Origin of the sequence: Colwellia sp. PAMC 20917 (genome assembly GCF_001767295.1) — a bacterium.
GTDB lineage: Bacteria > Pseudomonadota > Gammaproteobacteria > Enterobacterales > Alteromonadaceae > Colwellia_A.
Genome location: NZ_CP014944.1, coordinates 3633682 through 3649293 on the forward strand (window position 1 = coordinate 3633682; position 15612 = coordinate 3649293).

Genomic DNA, 15612 nt, shown 5'->3' on the forward strand with positions numbered 1-15612 from the left:
TTGACTGCTTTTGTAGGTTAATCGGCTTCAATGTAATGAGATAGCTCACTTACTGTTGTACAAATATTAAATGGGGGCTTTGCCTCCATTTTTGTTTATATTTTAAAAGTTATCAGGTAAAAGTCCTCGATAATTTTATTAGGAGAATTTCCTATGGCAAGAGAATTTGCCCGTACCGACCGTGTCGGACAAGAAATACAAAAAGAAATCGCGACTATTTTGATGCGCGAAGTTAAAGATCCACGCTTAGTCATGACAACAGTTTCTGCTGTCGAGTTGACACGTGATTTAGCTTACGCAAAAATATTCGTGACTTTTTTTACCAATGAAGCCTCAGAAATAAAAAGCTCTATTGAAGTCTTAAATGAAGCTGCTGGTTTTATTCGCTCGTTATTAGCGAAAAAATTACGTGCCCGTATTATGCCGCATTTACGTTTTGTTTATGACAGCTCTATGGCTGAAGGTGTTCGAATGAGTTCATTGGTTGATGAAGCTGTCGCTAGCGATAAGCATATCGCTGAAAGCTCAGAGCGAGATGCTACCGCTTCTAACGAAGCAACTGATATCAACAACGAAGAAAATTCATAGGGTACAGCTAGATGGCTAAACGCAGAAAAGGTCGCCCAATTAATGGGGTGATCCTACTTGATAAACCCTATGACATGTCATCGAACAGTGCTTTACAAAAAGTTAAGCGTATCTTCTTTGCACAGAAAGCCGGCCATACTGGGGCATTAGATCCACTTGCTACCGGTATGTTGCCGATTTGTTTAGGTGAAGGGACTAAGTTTTCTCAATTTTTACTGGATACCGATAAAACCTATCAAGTAACAGCAAAATTGGGTGTGCGCACCACAACCAGTGACGCTGACGGTGAAGTTGTTGCGGAAAAACGGGTTGATGTTTCAAGTGAGCAATTAGCAATAGCACTTGAGTCTTTTCGCGGTACCACACAGCAAATTCCTTCCATGTACTCAGCGTTAAAATACAAAGGCCAGCCTTTATATAAATATGCGCGAGAAGGTGTTGAAGTCCCTCGTGAATCACGAGACATTACGGTTTTTCGTTTAGACTTATTACGCTTTGAAGGTGACGAAGTTGATTTAGATATTCATGTATCTAAAGGCACCTATATTCGTACTATCATCGACGATTTAGGTGAACTGCTTGGTTGTGGCGCACATGTTGCTAATTTACGCAGAAGTGCCGTGGGAAATTATCCGACAGATAAAATGGTAACACTGGAACAATTACAAGCATTAGTGGCACAAGCAGAAGAACAAGAGATAGCGCCATCTAAGTTGCTTGACCCTTTATTATTGCCGATGACGACAGCCTGTGATGGTATCCCTGAGGTTTTTATCGATGATATGTCTGCTAATTTTTTGCGCCATGGTAATCCAGTACAAGCAGCTAATGTTCCGGCTGAAGGTTTAGTGCAGGTTTTTGTTGGAGACAATATCAATGATGGAGAGTTTATTGGTGTTGGTCATATAGACGACAACGGTTTAATTGCACCTAAACGCATTGTTGTTTTAGACGAATTTTTGAAAACGCTGTAAATAAATTATTTAACATTTTAGGATCTTGGCTGGTTATCGCCTATATCAGTAAAATATAACAGTGTTTACTCCGGGTTAAATGTTATTGAGTCTAACGACAAGTTAATAATGGCCTGACACAAATATCAGTTGCAATTTCGTCTGTCGCTGATACAATGCGCGCTCTTTTGTCACCTTAGCTGAATTAGTGTTTGGCGAGGTGCGAATTTTAAGTACTTTCGGGTACATCACACTAAGGATTAATTATGTCTTTAAATGCTACAGAAAAAGCTGCAATCGTTGCAGAATATGCTCAAAAAGAAGGTGATACTGGTTCACCTGAAGTACAAGTTGCTTTGTTAACTACACAAATCAACCATCTACAAGGTCACTTCAAAGAGCACATCCATGATCATCACTCACGTCGTGGTTTATTGCGCATGGTTGCACAACGTCGTAAGTTACTTGATTATTTAAAAGGCAAAAACGTTGAGCGTTACACAACAGTCATCGCTAAATTAGGTCTACGTCGTTAAGATGTGATTTATTTGTTACCTTTTTTCTTAAAGGTAATATCAGAAAAAGGAGCTTTATAGCTCCTTTTTTTATTGCTTATTTACCGGGTAACTTGCCCAAACTTAGTCAAAGCACGCTTTTTTGTCTTTTCTTAATAACAATTCCCCTTTCTGGCTAGTAAATAGCGCGTTTGATAGTATAATGTGCCTGCAAATTTTTAGAAAATTTAAGCTTTTGCAAAACTAATCAATCCAAACTGTATAATTTTTTGTTCAACTTAAGCGGTTAAAATTTTGCGCTAAGTGAATAAATAATTGTACAGATTGGTTAATCAATGAAAATTTATATCTAGCTAAAAAGGAACATTTATGTTCAATACTGTTACAAAAACATTTGAATTCGGTCAACATACCGTTACTTTAGAAACAGGTGCTATCGCACGTCAGGCAACTTGTGCTGTTATGGCAAGCATGGACGATACGTGTGTATTAGTGTCTGTTGTTGGTAAGAAAGAAGCAAAACCAGGACAAGATTTTTTTCCATTAACGGTTAACTACCAAGAGCGTACATACGCAGCCGGTAAAATCCCAGGTGGTTTCTTTAAACGTGAAGGCCGTCCTTCTGAAGAAGAAACATTAATCTGTCGTTTGATTGACCGTCCAATTCGTCCACTTTTCCCAGATGGCTTTACTAACGAAGTTCAAGTTGTTATTACGGTTGTTTCTGCTAACCCAGAAATTGCCCCTGACATCATTTCTTTATTAGGTACATCTGCAGCTCTAGCTATTTCAGGTATGCCATTTAGTGGTCCTGTTGGCGCAGCACGTGTTGGTTATACTGACGGCAAATACATTCTTAACCCATTACAATCTGAATTAGAAACGTCTAAGTTAAACTTAGTTGTTTCAGGTACTGATTCTGCGGTACTAATGGTTGAGTCTGAAGCTGATATTTTATCTGAAGAAGTTATGCTTGGCGCTGTTATGTATGGCCATGAGCAAATGCAAACGGCTATCACAGCAATTAAAGAAATGGCTGCTGAAGTTAACAATCCTAAATGGGATTGGGTTGCACCAGTTAAGAATGCTGACCTTATTGCTAAAATTGCAGAATTAAGTGAAGCACAAGTTAACGAAGCTTACCAAATCACTGAAAAAGCTGTTCGTTACGAAAAAATCAAAGAAATCCGCGATGGTGTTGTTGAAACATTATTAGCAAGTGACGCAGATCTTAACGTTCAAGAAGCGAAAGATTTATTCCATGACTTAGAAAAAACTGTTGTTCGTGGTCGTATCACTAAAGGCATGCCTCGCATCGATGGTCGTGATCCTGAAATGATCCGTGCCCTAGACGTAATGACAGGCGTATTACCAAGAACTCACGGTTCTGCGGTATTTACTCGTGGTGAAACACAAGCATTAGTTACAGCTACTTTAGGTACACAACGTGATGCACAGCGTCTTGATACGATTATGGGTGAGAAGACTGACGCATTTATGCTTCATTATAACTTTCCTCCATACTGTGTTGGTGAAACAGGTTTTGTTGGTTCTCCAAAACGTCGTGAAATCGGCCATGGCCGTTTAGCAAAACGCGGTATGTTAGCTGTTATGCCTTCACTTGAAGAATTCCCATATGCGGTGCGTATTGTTTCTGAAATTACAGAATCAAATGGTTCATCTTCAATGGCTTCTGTTTGTGGTGCTTCATTAGCATTAATGGATGCTGGTGTGCCAATTAAAGCTTCTGTTGCTGGTATTGCAATGGGCTTAGTTAAAGAAGGCGACGATTTTGTTGTTCTTTCAGACATTTTAGGTGATGAAGATCACTTAGGTGACATGGACTTTAAAGTAGCGGGTACTACCGGTGGTATTACTGCACTTCAAATGGACATTAAAATTGAAGGTATCACTAAAGAAATCATGCAACTTGCTTTAAACCAAGCAAAAGCTGCACGTACTCATATCTTATCTGTAATGGATGAAGCTATTTCTGGTCACCGTGATGATATTTCACAGTTTGCACCACGCATTCATACCATCAAAGTTAGCCAAGATAAAATTCGTGACATCATTGGTAAAGGTGGTGCTACTATCCGCATGCTTACCGAAGAAACAGGTACAACTATCGAGATTGATGACGATGGTACTGTTAAAATTGCTGCAACTAATGGTGAGCAAGCTGAAGATGCGATTAATCGTATTAAAGCATTAACGGCTGAAATTGAAGTAGGTACAATTTACCAAGGTAAAGTAGTACGTATCGTTGATTTTGGTGCCTTTGTTAACGTACTTCCGGGTAAAGATGGTTTAGTTCACATCTCTCAAATCTCTGACGAACGTGTTAATGCTGTAAGTGACGTATTAACTGAAGGCCAGGAAGTTACGGTTAAAGTACTTGAAGTCGACCGTCAAGGCCGTGTACGTTTAAGTATTAAAGAAGCAACTGAGAAAAAAGAAGCACCAGTAGCTGACGCTGCTGAATAGCTTACTTAAAAAGTTAGATAAAAAGGGAGCCTGATGGCTCCCTTTTTTATATACTAAAATGAGTCAATACAAAATTTCATTAGGTACATTATTTCTGTGAATAAATTCTTTAAAGTAGCGCTTGTCATCGTCATCTCATCTTTACAAGGTTGTGCAAGCAGCCCAGAAAATGACGCTTCGCTCGCCATGAATCAACTTATCATTGTTGAACCATTAGCCATAAATTATAAAAGTGAAATAGCGATAGCGCGTCTAACTGATGTTATTCAAAGAGCTGAAATAACCGATGCACAACGAGCTGAACTTTATTATGACCGCGGTGTTGTTTACGACAGTGTTGGTTTACGTTCATTAGCCCGTCTTGATTTCAATCGAGCTTTGCGTTTAAAGCCAGACTTTGTCGATGCCTATAATTTTTTAGGGATCCATTTCACCCAATTGCAAGAGTTCAACCAAGCTTATGAGGCTTTTGATTCGGCTATAGATTTAGCGCCTGAACATGAATATGCCTATTTAAATAGAGGAATTGCTTTATATTATGGTGGTCGTGCTGAACTATCTATTGATGATTTTAGTACTTTTCAGCAACGAAAAACTAATGATCCTTACCGTATTTTATGGATGTATTTAGCCGAGTCAGCGGCAAATAACCTTAATGCGCAAACATCATTAAAGCTCGCTGCCGAGCAAGTTGAAGAAAGTGTTTGGGCTAAAAATATTATCCAACTTTATCTTGGTGAGATAACCGAACAAGAGTTTATCAGCCAATTATCAATAGGCGTAAATTCTAATAAGGCTTTAAGTGAACGTTTGTGCGAGGCATATTTTTACTTAGGTAAATACTATCAACTCAAAGACAATAATGAACTTGCAGCAAACTTTTTTAAATTAGCCTTGAGTACTAACGTCTATGAGTTTGTTGAACACAGATACGCCAAACTTGAGTTAGACTTAATGCGACAAGAAATTGTTAAAGCCGCTAAGTCGTCTTAATGTGATGATGGATGTTATTTATACCTGCAAATGAAATATAAAGTCAGCTTAACCATCATCAGCTTATTGACTGTTATATCAATAAGCGCTTTTTTATCGGTAAACTCATTAATTAAAGCCGTAGAAAATGGTTACGCTAACCACTCACAATTAACCGTTATAAAAAAGCTTGGCTTAAATACTCTTTTGTATAAGCATTTAAATACTTATGTTGATAACGACCCAAGATGGCAAAATATTGCTAAATCACTGGCTAAAAGTGATGGAGAGGTAGCATTTAAATTAGCCAAATATTATAAAAATAAGCAAGGCGACAATAATAAAAATATCGAGCTATGGCTTGGACAAGCGATTCGATTAGGTCATCAGCAAGCGAGAATAGACTTAGCAAAAATTTATTTTTCCCATAACAAACGACTTCTGGCTAAAAAATTATTATTACCAATATCGTCTAATGAATCTGCCTTAACGCTTTTACTTGAGATTTTAATTTCAATAGGAGAAAAACCAGAAATAGACCGATATATTAAGCAGCTTGAGACGATAAACGCAGACAAACCATCTGAAGAACTTGAATCTTTTTCGAAAAAGCTATTGCGTTACAAGGTCTTAAATACTCCACATATACCGTCACAAGAAAATTGTCTCGCGAGCATTGCGCCCTTTGCAACCAATCTACGCGACTTAGCATACTTTGAAGAACTGGTATCTTCATCGACGTTAGCAACATTACAACCTTACCTGTGTTTTTCACCGGTACAATACATCAGTAAAATAACACTCGCTTGTCAGCATAATATTAATGAAGCGATCCGATGTGACGAATCTATCTGGCCAAATAATAAACTAGTATCAGCAGGCAGGTTCATTGCGGTGCTTGTTGAAAAAGGCGGCGCTAACGTAAACGCGGGTATTTTATATATTGATAGTCATGATAATGTAGAAGTCTTTTATCATGAGTTGGCTCATCTACTTGGTTTTATTGATGAGTACGCGCTACCAAAAAATCATTCTCGTTGCTTGGCTGTGCAAAATGCGATGTTCTCCCATAATGTTGCAATTTTGCCACGTTTTTATCAAGGCTCTCGTGAGAAAGTCCGTGCAGTAATTCTCAGCGAATTACCTTGGGCTAAATATATTTCAAGGAAAACATCGTTAGTGACTCATACTGCGCAAGGTTGGAAATTAGGGACTGTTTCTAAAGAAGGTGATAGCGTGGGTGCTTTTATTGCTGAAAGCTGTAATGAAAAAGACTTTGTTGCAATAAAACCTTTAAAGCAAAGAACTAGGATGCGTTATTATCAAACAGGCTTTCCAGCTTTATACTTACAATTGCTAGCCGACAACCCCGAAAAGTTCTTAATGCCACACTATTTACATAATGTTAGTCTAGCAATAGAAGCAAAAAAATAACGCTTTCGCGCTATTTTTATCAGCCAGATTAGTTGAGAAAGCTCTGCCTAACCTAAAGGAATAGTGCCAATAATAGGCTTACTCGCTTTAGTCGTCTCGTATTTATGGGTACTTTGAGACGTATTCATTTTCTTATTTGGCTTCTTAATAATCACAGTCGCGTTTTTAACTTTTGCTATCGGCCACATAGTATTGCGATTAAGTGCATTTATTCCTTCATCTGCGATGTCATTTGATACAGCTGTTGGTAAACCTTCTTGTGCAGGCTTTGGATGCTTATTTGCTTTAATGAACCATGAAAATAACTTCATACTTTTCACCCTTTATTTTCTTTACTGTTTAACTCTAGTTTAAAACAGGTAAATTAACCTATTATTTTGGACTATTGTCTAAATAAACTAGCGACACTGTTGATTGTTTAAATGATCAATTTTTATAGTATTATCAGGTATAATTATGTCAGTAATATTATCTTTGCATGTAATCTCTTATGAATAAATTCGATGTCAGCACATTCCGCCAGCATTTTCCTTTGCTCAGTAACACCGTCAACGACTTGCCGTTAGTTTATTTCGACAATGGCGCTACCACCCAAAAGCCTCATGTGGTTATCGATACCGAAGCTGAGGTGTATCAGCAATATAATGCTAATGTTCATCGTGCCTCACATGCTCTGAGTGCTAAAGCTACTTTGGCTTTTGAGCAAGCTAGAGCTAAGGTGCAACACTTTATTCAAGCCAAATACTTAGAAGAAATCATTTGGACTCCAGGTACAACGGGAGGAATTAATTTAATTGCTCAGAGTTGGGGGCAGAAAAACTTACATGCGGGCGATGAAATATTATTAAGCCATGCTGAGCATCACGCTAACATCGTGCCTTGGCAAATGATTGCCGAAAAAACTGGCGCTATTATTAAAGTTTTACCTTTAGATGCGAGCGGTCGTATCGATGAAAATAGCTTAGCAGGTTATTTTAATGAAAAAACTAAGGTGGTTAGTTTTACGCATATTTCTAACGTGATTGGTAAAGTGAATCCCGTTAAAAAAATCATCACCTTAGCTAAAAAATATAAAGCCATAACGGTTATTGACGGTGCTCAAGCTTGTGCCCACTTAGCACTAAACATGCAAACTCTAGACTGTGACTTCTACGTTTTTTCAGCACACAAAATGTTTGGACCCACGGGCGTTGGTGTTTTATACGGTCGACGTGACTTATTAACGGCTATGCCTCCTTATCAGGGCGGCGGTGAAATGATAAAAAAAGTTAGTTTTCAAGGAACATCATTTAATCAACTCCCCTTTAAATTTGAAGCTGGGACACCGAACTATGCTGGTGTTATTGCTTTCTCTGCCAGTATTGAATTCATTAATTCATTTGGAGTAGCTCAGTTAGCAAAATATGAAAGCTTACTGACATGCTACTGTTATGAAAAATTATCACAAATTAAAGCGGTTAAATTTGTTGTTGAGGACAAACCTGATATTAGCGTACTTTCATTCACCGTCTGTGGTGCACATAATTACGATATTGCCAGCGGGCTAGATGCATATGGTATTGCCATCAGAAGTGGACATCATTGTGCGATGCCTTTAATGGATTATTTAAAATTAAGTGGCTGTATCAGAGTTTCGTTAGCGGCTTACAATACTTATACAGAAATTGATTTTTTTATTGAAAAACTAAACTTACTGATCGAAGGCGCGGATGACAATGTTGATAAAATTGTTATTGAGCCACTTCACTTAGCACAGCCGGTCAATAACACTAATCACTCAGCTATGATTGCAAGATTTAGTTTATTAAAAGGCTGGGACTCTCGTCATCGAGAAATAATGATGCTGGGTAAGTCATTAGTCAGAATGGATAAAAGCTTCCGTAACAACACGACTTTAATTGTAGGATGCGAAAGCCATGCTTGGTTAATGGCAACTAAAAATACTCAAGATGAGTTTATTTTTAGTTGCGACAGTGACGCTAAAGTTATTCGAGGTTTAATGGTAATTATATTAGCTGCTTTTCAGCAGCTTTCATCGGCAGAGATATTAGCGTTTGACGACCAATCTTATTTTTCAACCTTGGGTTTGTTACAGCACTTGAGCCCATCACGTAGTAATGGCGTTAAAGCCATCGTTGAAAAAATTAAAATGATGGCAAGGCAACATCAAAGCTGATGCTTAGCTAAATACTTCTTAATCGCACGGCTGGTCGCAAAGAAAGCAAAAGTAGCTGTAACGTGAGTAACCGCGCCAAAACCTGAGCTGCAATCTAACCGAACCGTACCATTTTGTGTTTGCTTTGCGTGACAAACATTGCCATTTTCGTCAGGATAAACCAGCTGTTCTGTAGAAAAAACGGCATCAATTGAAAATTTTCGCTTATTGCTTGTTTTCGCATCGGCTTTTGGGAAGTTAAATTCACGGCGCAGTTGATTTTTTACTTTAGCGAGTAATGGATCTTGATAAGTTTGGCTTAAGTCACACAGTTGAATCTTGCTTGGATCTGTTTGCCCTCCTGCGCCACCAATAGTAATTACCGGTATTTTATTACGTTTACAATGAGCAATAATAGCCGTTTTTATTTTCACTGAGTCAATAGCATCGATGACATAATCAAAATCGTTAGTTAATAGTTCACGCAAATTATCAAAAGTGACAAAATCTTCAATGACATTCACCTGACAGCTTGGATTAATTTGCTTAATACGTTCAGCCATCACATCGACCTTACTTTCTCCAATCGTTTCAGTAAGGGCATGAATTTGTCTATTGATATTGGTTGTACAGATATCATCTAAATCAATTAATGTTATCGAACCAATCCCTGTTCTTGCTAAAGATTCAGCAGCCCAAGAACCAACACCACCAATACCTATTACACAGAAGTGCGCTTTTTCTAATAAAGCAGCACCTGCAACGCCGTAAAGACGCGCAATCCCACCAAATCTCATTTGATATTCAGACATACCGTAATCATTAACTCATAAAATTTTTAACATTATAAGGCTGAATTAACAGTGAATACAGCAAATCCCGTAAGCAATTCACCTTTTTCTTTATCTCGCTATTTTTACCCTTAACAATGACGACTTTATCCGCTGGCTGCACTTTAATTTAAAATGTTAAGGCAGCAGAATTGTCATGGTTTGGTTGATTGATTTGTTAATAAATCAATGATTGAGAGAGTGTAAGGTGACAATTATAGTTGATTTAGCTGGGTATAGTGTTGGAAAAATAAATATGCAGTGGCAAGGTATCAATTATTTTACTTATAATTGATAAATCATCAGTATTTTGAAACAATTATTGTAGTAATTTTTAGCTATTATCGGTATAGATTTGGCCCGATATTGAACTAAACTATCAGTTTGTGTTTTTTTAAATTACTGTTTATTAATACTATTTTTTATGTGTATAGCTAGTATTTTTTATTGTTATAATGATTGTTTATTGGGCTGTTTTATATTTTTATCAAGATAATGCTGTTTTTATTGCAGTAAAGAGAAAATTATTACTAAGGCGAGGCAAAAGAAATTTCCTGATAATCAAAGAAAAAAGGGTTATTAATTGTTTTTATGATGCGACTAAAATTGAAGGAATAAAAAAGGTAGCGTGAGCTACCTTTCAAAGAGTGATTTATAAAATAAATAATTATCTTTTATTTAATGGGATAAATTCACGGTCAATTTCACCAATATAGTTTTGACGAGGACGACCAATTTTTTGACCCGCTTGACCTAACATTTCATCCCAGTGAGAAATCCAACCCACGGTACGAGACATAGCAAATACTACTGTGAACATGTTGGTAGGAATACCTATAGCTTTCAAGATGATACCTGAATAAAAATCTACATTCGGGTAAAGTTTTTTCTCAATAAAGTATGGGTCTTCAAGGGCCACTTTTTCAAGAGCCATTGCCACGTCTAAAAGAGGATCTTTTATGCCTAACTCTTTCAATACTTCATGACATGTTTCACGCATTACTGTTGCGCGTGGATCAAAGTTTTTGTAAACACGATGTCCGAAACCCATTAAGCGAAATGAATCACTCTTATCTTTAGCACGAGCAACAAATTCGTCAACACGGTCTAATGTACCTATTTGCTCAAGCATTTTTAAGCAGGCTTCGTTAGCGCCGCCATGTGCAGGGCCCCACAAAGATGCTACGCCTGCAGCGATACATGCATAAGGGTTAGCACCAGAAGAGCCAGCTAAACGAACTGTTGAAGTTGAAGCGTTTTGCTCGTGATCTGCATGCAATGTAAATATTCTATCCATGGCACGGGCAACAGTAGGGCTAACAACATACTCTTCTGCAGGTACAGAGAACATCATATGTAAGAAGTTTTCTGCATAGCTTAATTCATTACGTGGATAAACGAATGGTTGGCCAATGCTGTATTTGTAAGCCATTGCTGAAATAGTTGGCATTTTAGCAATTAAGCGATGCGCACTGCGCATACGTTGCACAGGATCTTCAATGTCTAAATCACTATGATAAAATGAAGACATAGCACCAACAACACCACAAAGCATTGCCATTGGGTGTGCGTCAGGCAAGAAACCTTGGAAAAAATGAGCCAGTTTCTCGTGAACCATAGTATGGTTGGTAATAATATCAACAAATTCATCATATTGAGTCGATGTTGGTGCATCACCATTTAACAAAATATAACAAACTTCTAGATAGTTAGCCTGTTTAGCTAAACTGTCAATTGGATAACCACGATGTTGTAAAATACCTTTACCACCATCGATATAAGTAATAGCTGATTCACATGAAGCGGTTGCTAAGAAACCCGGGTCATAAGTGAAATAACCATAATTACCCAAAGTTCTGATGTCTATTACGTCGTTACCGGCGCTACCTGAAAGTATTGGTAAATCTGCAACTACGTTACCATCAATACTGAGAGTGGCTTTAGATTCAGCCATATGTTTAATCCCCTATAAATTATTTAATTCGCTTGCTGAACTTACTTTTGAAAAGTTAGTCAGTTTTTATGAATATAAAACTGACCGTATTCTACTTCATTATACCCCCTTAAAGTCAAACCAATTGTTTCTACCTTAGACTAAAGTTAAAGAATTGCTAAAATAGGTTAAATAATAGTCTGATAGCTTTGAAATAAAGGTGAAATTCTCGCGTAAGAAAATTGTAATTAAAAATGTTCAGCTATATAATCAAGCTGATCTAATTTTTTTATTTGTAGACTATTCCATTAATAGGCAAATATTAACTAAGATCACTAGGGGATTGTTCAATTAATGGTAAATATGTTTAGTTATCTCATTGAGCAATAGTTAAAAAGTTGAAGACTCAAAAAAACTCTTTAGGCGAAATTGTGAAAAAACAACGTCCTGTAAACCTAGATCTGACTACAATTAAAATGCATCCTTCGGCAAACGCCTCGATATTGCACCGTGTTTCTGGTGTCATTATGGTATTTGCTATTGGTATATTATTGTGGGCACTTTCGTTATCTCTATCTTCCGCTGAAGGATTTGCTCAAGTTCAAGCATGTCTGGATGGTTTCATATTTAAATTCATTATGTTTGGCATAATCTCTGCTCTAACGTTCCATATATTAATGGGTGTTCGTCACTTATTTATGGACTTAGGCCATTTTGAAGAATTAGCTTCAGGTAACACCAGTGCTAAATTTGCTATGGCACTTTGGTTTATACTTACCGTCGTAGTAGGAGTTTGGTTATGGTAAACAACATTGCTACTGTAGGCCGAAATGGCGTACATGATTTTATTCTTATAAGAGCAAGCGCTATTATTTTAACGTTATATACGTTATTGATCGCTGGCTTTTTTGTAGTTACTCCTGATGTAACTTATGACGCTTGGCATAGCTTTTTTGGCTTGATGTCAGTAAAAATAGCAACATTACTTGCTGTTTTGTCAGTTGTTATACATGCGTGGATTGGTATTTGGCAAGTCTTGTCTGATTATATTAAACCAGCTTTTTTGCGTGGGTCATTACAATTTTTCTTTTCTGTTACTTTATTAGCTTACCTTGCGGCAGGCTTTTTAATTGTGTGGGGTGTATAAGTGGGCGTTCCAATTCGTGAATTTGACGCTATAGTTATTGGCGCCGGTGGTGCAGGTATGCGCGCTGCATTAGCTATTTCTGAATCAGGTAAATCTTGTGCCTTGATTTCTAAAGTTTTTCCTACTCGTTCTCATACAGTATCTGCTCAAGGTGGTATCACTGTTGCGCTAGGTAATGCGCATGAAGATCATTGGGAACAACATATGTACGATACCGTTAAGGGTTCTGATTATATCGGAGATCAAGACGCAATCGAATACATGTGTAAAACAGGTCCTGAATCTATTATTGAGTTAGAGAAAATGGGTCTACCTTTTTCTCGTACTGAAGAAGGTAAGATTTATCAACGTCCTTTCGGTGGCCAATCTAAAAACTTTGGTGGCGAACAAGCTGCACGTACAGCAGCTGCAGCCGATCGTACTGGCCATGCTTTATTACATTGCTTGTACCAACAAAACGTTAAAAATAAAACTAATGTCTACTCTGAATGGTATGCACTAGATTTAGTTAAAAATAGTGACGGTGCTATTGTTGGTACAACCGCTATTTGTATCGAAACAGGCGAGATTGTTTACTTCAAAGCCCGTGCTACGGTATTAGCTACCGGTGGTGCTGGTCGTATCTATGCATCAACAACTAATGCTCACATCAATACTGGTGACGGTGTTGGCATGGCAGTTCGTGCTGGCATACAGATGCAAGACATGGAAATGTGGCAGTTTCATCCAACAGGAATCGCCGGTGCAGGTACGCTTGTTACTGAAGGTTGTCGTGGAGAAGGTGGTTACCTGCTTAACAAAGATGGCGAGCGTTTCATGGAACGTTACGCACCAAATGCTAAAGATTTAGCCGGTCGTGACGTAGTTGCTCGTTCTATGATGACAGAGATCCGTGAAGGTCGTGGTTTTGACGGTCCTATGGGTCCGCATCTTAAACTTAAACTTGATCATTTAGGCCGTGAAACGCTTGAAAAACGTTTACCAGGTGTTTGTGATTTATCTAAAACATTTGCTCACGTAGATCCAGCAGTAGAACCTATTCCAGTTATACCAACTTGTCATTATCAGATGGGTGGTGTTCCTTGTAACGTGAATGGCCAAGCGATTAACTTTAACCCAGAAACGGGTAAAGAAACTATCGTTGAAGGGTTATTTGCCGTTGGTGAAATCGCTTGTGTATCTGTTCATGGAGCAAACCGTTTAGGTGGTAATTCTCTTCTTGATTTAGTGGTCTTTGGTCGTGCAGCGGGTAATTTCTTAGGCACTTACCTAAATGATACGCAAAGCGGAAAAGATGCCTCTGAGTCTGACTTAGAAGCTTCATTAGCACGTACTAATCGTTGGGAGTCATCTGTAAAAGGTGGAGAAAGTCCAACTAAAATACGTAAAGACTTGCAAAAATGTATGCAATTTAACTTCTCGGTATTCCGTGAAGGTGAGGCTATGGCCGAAGGCATGCAAGAGTTGACTGAAATCCGTGAACGTCTTCAACATGCCAGCCTCGATGATAAGTCTACAGAATTTAACACGCAACGTATTGAGTGTTTAGAATTAGACAACTTGATGGAAACGGCTTTTTGTACAGCTAAAGCAGCTAACTTCCGTACTGAATCTCGTGGTGCACATGCCCGTCAAGATTTCACTGAACGTGATGATGAGAACTGGTTATGCCACTCAATCTACACGCCAGAAACAGAAGAGATGACAAAACGTTCTGTAAATATGAAACCTATTCATCGTGAAGCTTTCCCACCGAAAGCTCGTGTATATTAAGGAGCATTGCAATGAAACAAATTTTTTCGATTTATCGTTACAACCCTGATGTTGATAATGCACCTTACATGAAAGATTATGAGCTGGATATTCCAGAAGGCTCAGATATGATGGTACTTGATGCACTTATTTTATTAAAAGAGCAAGATACGACTATCTCTTTCCGTCGTTCATGTCGTGAGGGAGTATGTGGCTCTGACGGTATGAATATTAACGGTAAAAATGGTTTAGCTTGTATTACACCATTATCGGCTGTTCCAGCAAAGAAAATAGTGTTACGCCCTTTACCTGGTTTACCGGTAGTACGTGATTTAGTTATTGATATGACACAGTTCTATAATCAATATGAAAAAATCAAGCCGTTCTTAATTAACGATGGTAAAAACCCTCCAGCACGTGAGCATCTTCAATCGATCGAAGAGCGCGAAAAGCTTGATGGTTTATATGAGTGTATTTTATGTGCTTGTTGTTCAACTTCTTGTCCGTCTTTCTGGTGGAACCCAGATAAGTTTATTGGACCAGCAGGTTTGTTGCATGCTTATCGCTTCTTAATTGATAGCCGTGATACTGCAACTGAAGAACGTTTAGATGGTTTGCAAGATGCCTACAGCGTATTCCGTTGTCATGGTATTATGAACTGTGTTGATGTTTGTCCAAAAGGATTAAACCCAACGAAAGCTATCGGCCATATTAAGTCGATGTTGATTTCACGCGCAGTATAAAATTAAATAGCAGAGTGTTAGATGAAATTATCTAGCACTTTGGTGTTTTAAAACAGGAATAGTCATCATTAGCAGATGACAATTAGCCATTAGTCTAGTTGAC

Annotated in this window: 14 protein-coding genes; 11 read left to right on the plus strand and 3 right to left on the minus strand. The window is 38.0% G+C overall.

The genetic code is table 11. The annotated features are described in order from the left end of the window. The first annotated feature begins 153 nt into the window (after positions 1-153). The 6 genes from rbfA (at position 154) to A3Q34_RS15605 (ending at position 6949) form a co-directional block, all read left to right on the plus strand. Positions 154-588, plus strand: coding sequence for a 30S ribosome-binding factor RbfA (gene rbfA, locus A3Q34_RS15580; RefSeq protein ID WP_070376184.1), 435 nt, complete (start codon positions 154-156; stop codon positions 586-588). Between the two features lie 11 nt (positions 589-599). Then, complete coding sequence (gene truB / locus A3Q34_RS15585; protein WP_070376185.1) at positions 600-1562, plus strand: tRNA pseudouridine(55) synthase TruB; 963 nt, start codon at positions 600-602, stop codon at positions 1560-1562. 245 nt (positions 1563-1807) lie between these two features. Further along, entirely contained in the window at positions 1808-2077 is a 270-nt protein-coding gene (gene rpsO, locus A3Q34_RS15590) for a 30S ribosomal protein S15 (RefSeq protein ID WP_070376186.1), read from the plus strand. Positions 2078-2425: 348 nt separating this feature from the next. Beyond that, positions 2426-4543 carry a polyribonucleotide nucleotidyltransferase gene (gene pnp / locus A3Q34_RS15595; RefSeq protein WP_070376187.1) on the plus strand — a complete coding sequence of 706 codons (2118 nt, stop codon included), beginning with the start codon at positions 2426-2428 and terminating at the stop codon, positions 4541-4543. A gap of 96 nt (positions 4544-4639) precedes the next feature. Next, the gene (gene nlpI / locus A3Q34_RS15600; RefSeq protein WP_070376188.1) at positions 4640-5536 is read left to right on the plus strand and encodes a lipoprotein NlpI; all 897 of its coding nucleotides are present in this window, start codon (positions 4640-4642) and stop codon (positions 5534-5536) included. Positions 5537-5566: 30 nt separating this feature from the next. Further along, a complete protein-coding gene (locus A3Q34_RS15605) occupies positions 5567-6949 on the plus strand; it encodes a hypothetical protein (RefSeq protein ID WP_070376189.1) in 1383 nt (460 codons plus the stop codon). Between the two features lie 47 nt (positions 6950-6996). On the opposite strand, the gene A3Q34_RS15610 is transcribed toward A3Q34_RS15605, so the two are convergent. Then, the gene (locus tag A3Q34_RS15610) at positions 6997-7260 is read right to left on the minus strand and encodes a hypothetical protein (RefSeq protein WP_070376190.1); all 264 of its coding nucleotides are present in this window, start codon (positions 7258-7260) and stop codon (positions 6997-6999) included. 179 nt (positions 7261-7439) lie between these two features. Here A3Q34_RS15610 and A3Q34_RS15615 point away from each other — a divergent pair, with 179 nt between their 5' ends. Then, the gene (locus A3Q34_RS15615; RefSeq protein ID WP_070376191.1) at positions 7440-9125 is read left to right on the plus strand and encodes a SufS family cysteine desulfurase; all 1686 of its coding nucleotides are present in this window, start codon (positions 7440-7442) and stop codon (positions 9123-9125) included. On the opposite strand, the gene tcdA is transcribed toward A3Q34_RS15615, so the two are convergent. Then, a complete protein-coding gene (tcdA, locus tag A3Q34_RS15620) occupies positions 9116-9916 on the minus strand; it encodes a tRNA cyclic N6-threonylcarbamoyladenosine(37) synthase TcdA (protein WP_070376192.1) in 801 nt (266 codons plus the stop codon). The two genes, A3Q34_RS15615 and tcdA, sit on opposite strands and share 10 nt — an antisense overlap. 685 nt (positions 9917-10601) lie before the next feature. Continuing rightward, the gene (locus A3Q34_RS15625; RefSeq protein ID WP_070376193.1) at positions 10602-11888 is read right to left on the minus strand and encodes a citrate synthase; all 1287 of its coding nucleotides are present in this window, start codon (positions 11886-11888) and stop codon (positions 10602-10604) included. A gap of 410 nt (positions 11889-12298) precedes the next feature. Between A3Q34_RS15625 and sdhC the strand changes: the two genes are divergently transcribed. From sdhC to A3Q34_RS15645, 4 genes are read left to right on the plus strand one after another with little or no spacing between them, the layout of a single operon-like run. Then, positions 12299-12673 carry a succinate dehydrogenase, cytochrome b556 subunit gene (gene sdhC / locus A3Q34_RS15630; protein ID WP_070376194.1) on the plus strand — a complete coding sequence of 125 codons (375 nt, stop codon included), beginning with the start codon at positions 12299-12301 and terminating at the stop codon, positions 12671-12673. Further along, entirely contained in the window at positions 12667-13014 is a 348-nt protein-coding gene (sdhD, locus tag A3Q34_RS15635; protein WP_070376195.1) for a succinate dehydrogenase, hydrophobic membrane anchor protein, read from the plus strand. Before sdhC ends, sdhD begins: the two co-directional genes overlap by 7 nt. Beyond that, complete coding sequence (gene sdhA / locus A3Q34_RS15640) at positions 13015-14787, plus strand: succinate dehydrogenase flavoprotein subunit (protein WP_070376196.1); 1773 nt, start codon at positions 13015-13017, stop codon at positions 14785-14787. Between the two features lie 11 nt (positions 14788-14798). Then, entirely contained in the window at positions 14799-15509 is a 711-nt protein-coding gene (locus tag A3Q34_RS15645; RefSeq protein ID WP_070376197.1) for a succinate dehydrogenase iron-sulfur subunit, read from the plus strand. Positions 15510-15612: the final 103 nt, after the last annotated feature.

Excerpts from the sequence above, each read along its gene's own strand:
- truB (WP_070376185.1), top strand. The coding sequence starts at position 600 with ATGGCTAAACGCAGAAAAGGTCGCCCAATTAATGGGGTGATCCTACTT.
- A3Q34_RS15615 (WP_070376191.1), top strand. The coding sequence starts at position 7,440 with ATGAATAAATTCGATGTCAGCACATTCCGCCAGCATTTTCCTTTGCTC.
- A3Q34_RS15625 (WP_070376193.1), bottom strand. The coding sequence starts at position 11,888 with ATGGCTGAATCTAAAGCCACTCTCAGTATTGATGGTAACGTAGTTGCA.
- rpsO (WP_070376186.1), top strand. The coding sequence starts at position 1,808 with ATGTCTTTAAATGCTACAGAAAAAGCTGCAATCGTTGCAGAATATGCT.
- sdhD (WP_070376195.1), top strand. The coding sequence starts at position 12,667 with ATGGTAAACAACATTGCTACTGTAGGCCGAAATGGCGTACATGATTTT.
- tcdA (WP_070376192.1), bottom strand. The coding sequence starts at position 9,916 with ATGTCTGAATATCAAATGAGATTTGGTGGGATTGCGCGTCTTTACGGC.
- A3Q34_RS15610 (WP_070376190.1), bottom strand. The coding sequence starts at position 7,260 with ATGAAGTTATTTTCATGGTTCATTAAAGCAAATAAGCATCCAAAGCCT.
- A3Q34_RS15605 (WP_070376189.1), top strand. The coding sequence starts at position 5,567 with ATGAAATATAAAGTCAGCTTAACCATCATCAGCTTATTGACTGTTATA.
- rbfA (WP_070376184.1), top strand. The coding sequence starts at position 154 with ATGGCAAGAGAATTTGCCCGTACCGACCGTGTCGGACAAGAAATACAA.
- pnp (WP_070376187.1), top strand. The coding sequence starts at position 2,426 with ATGTTCAATACTGTTACAAAAACATTTGAATTCGGTCAACATACCGTT.
- A3Q34_RS15645 (WP_070376197.1), top strand. The coding sequence starts at position 14,799 with ATGAAACAAATTTTTTCGATTTATCGTTACAACCCTGATGTTGATAAT.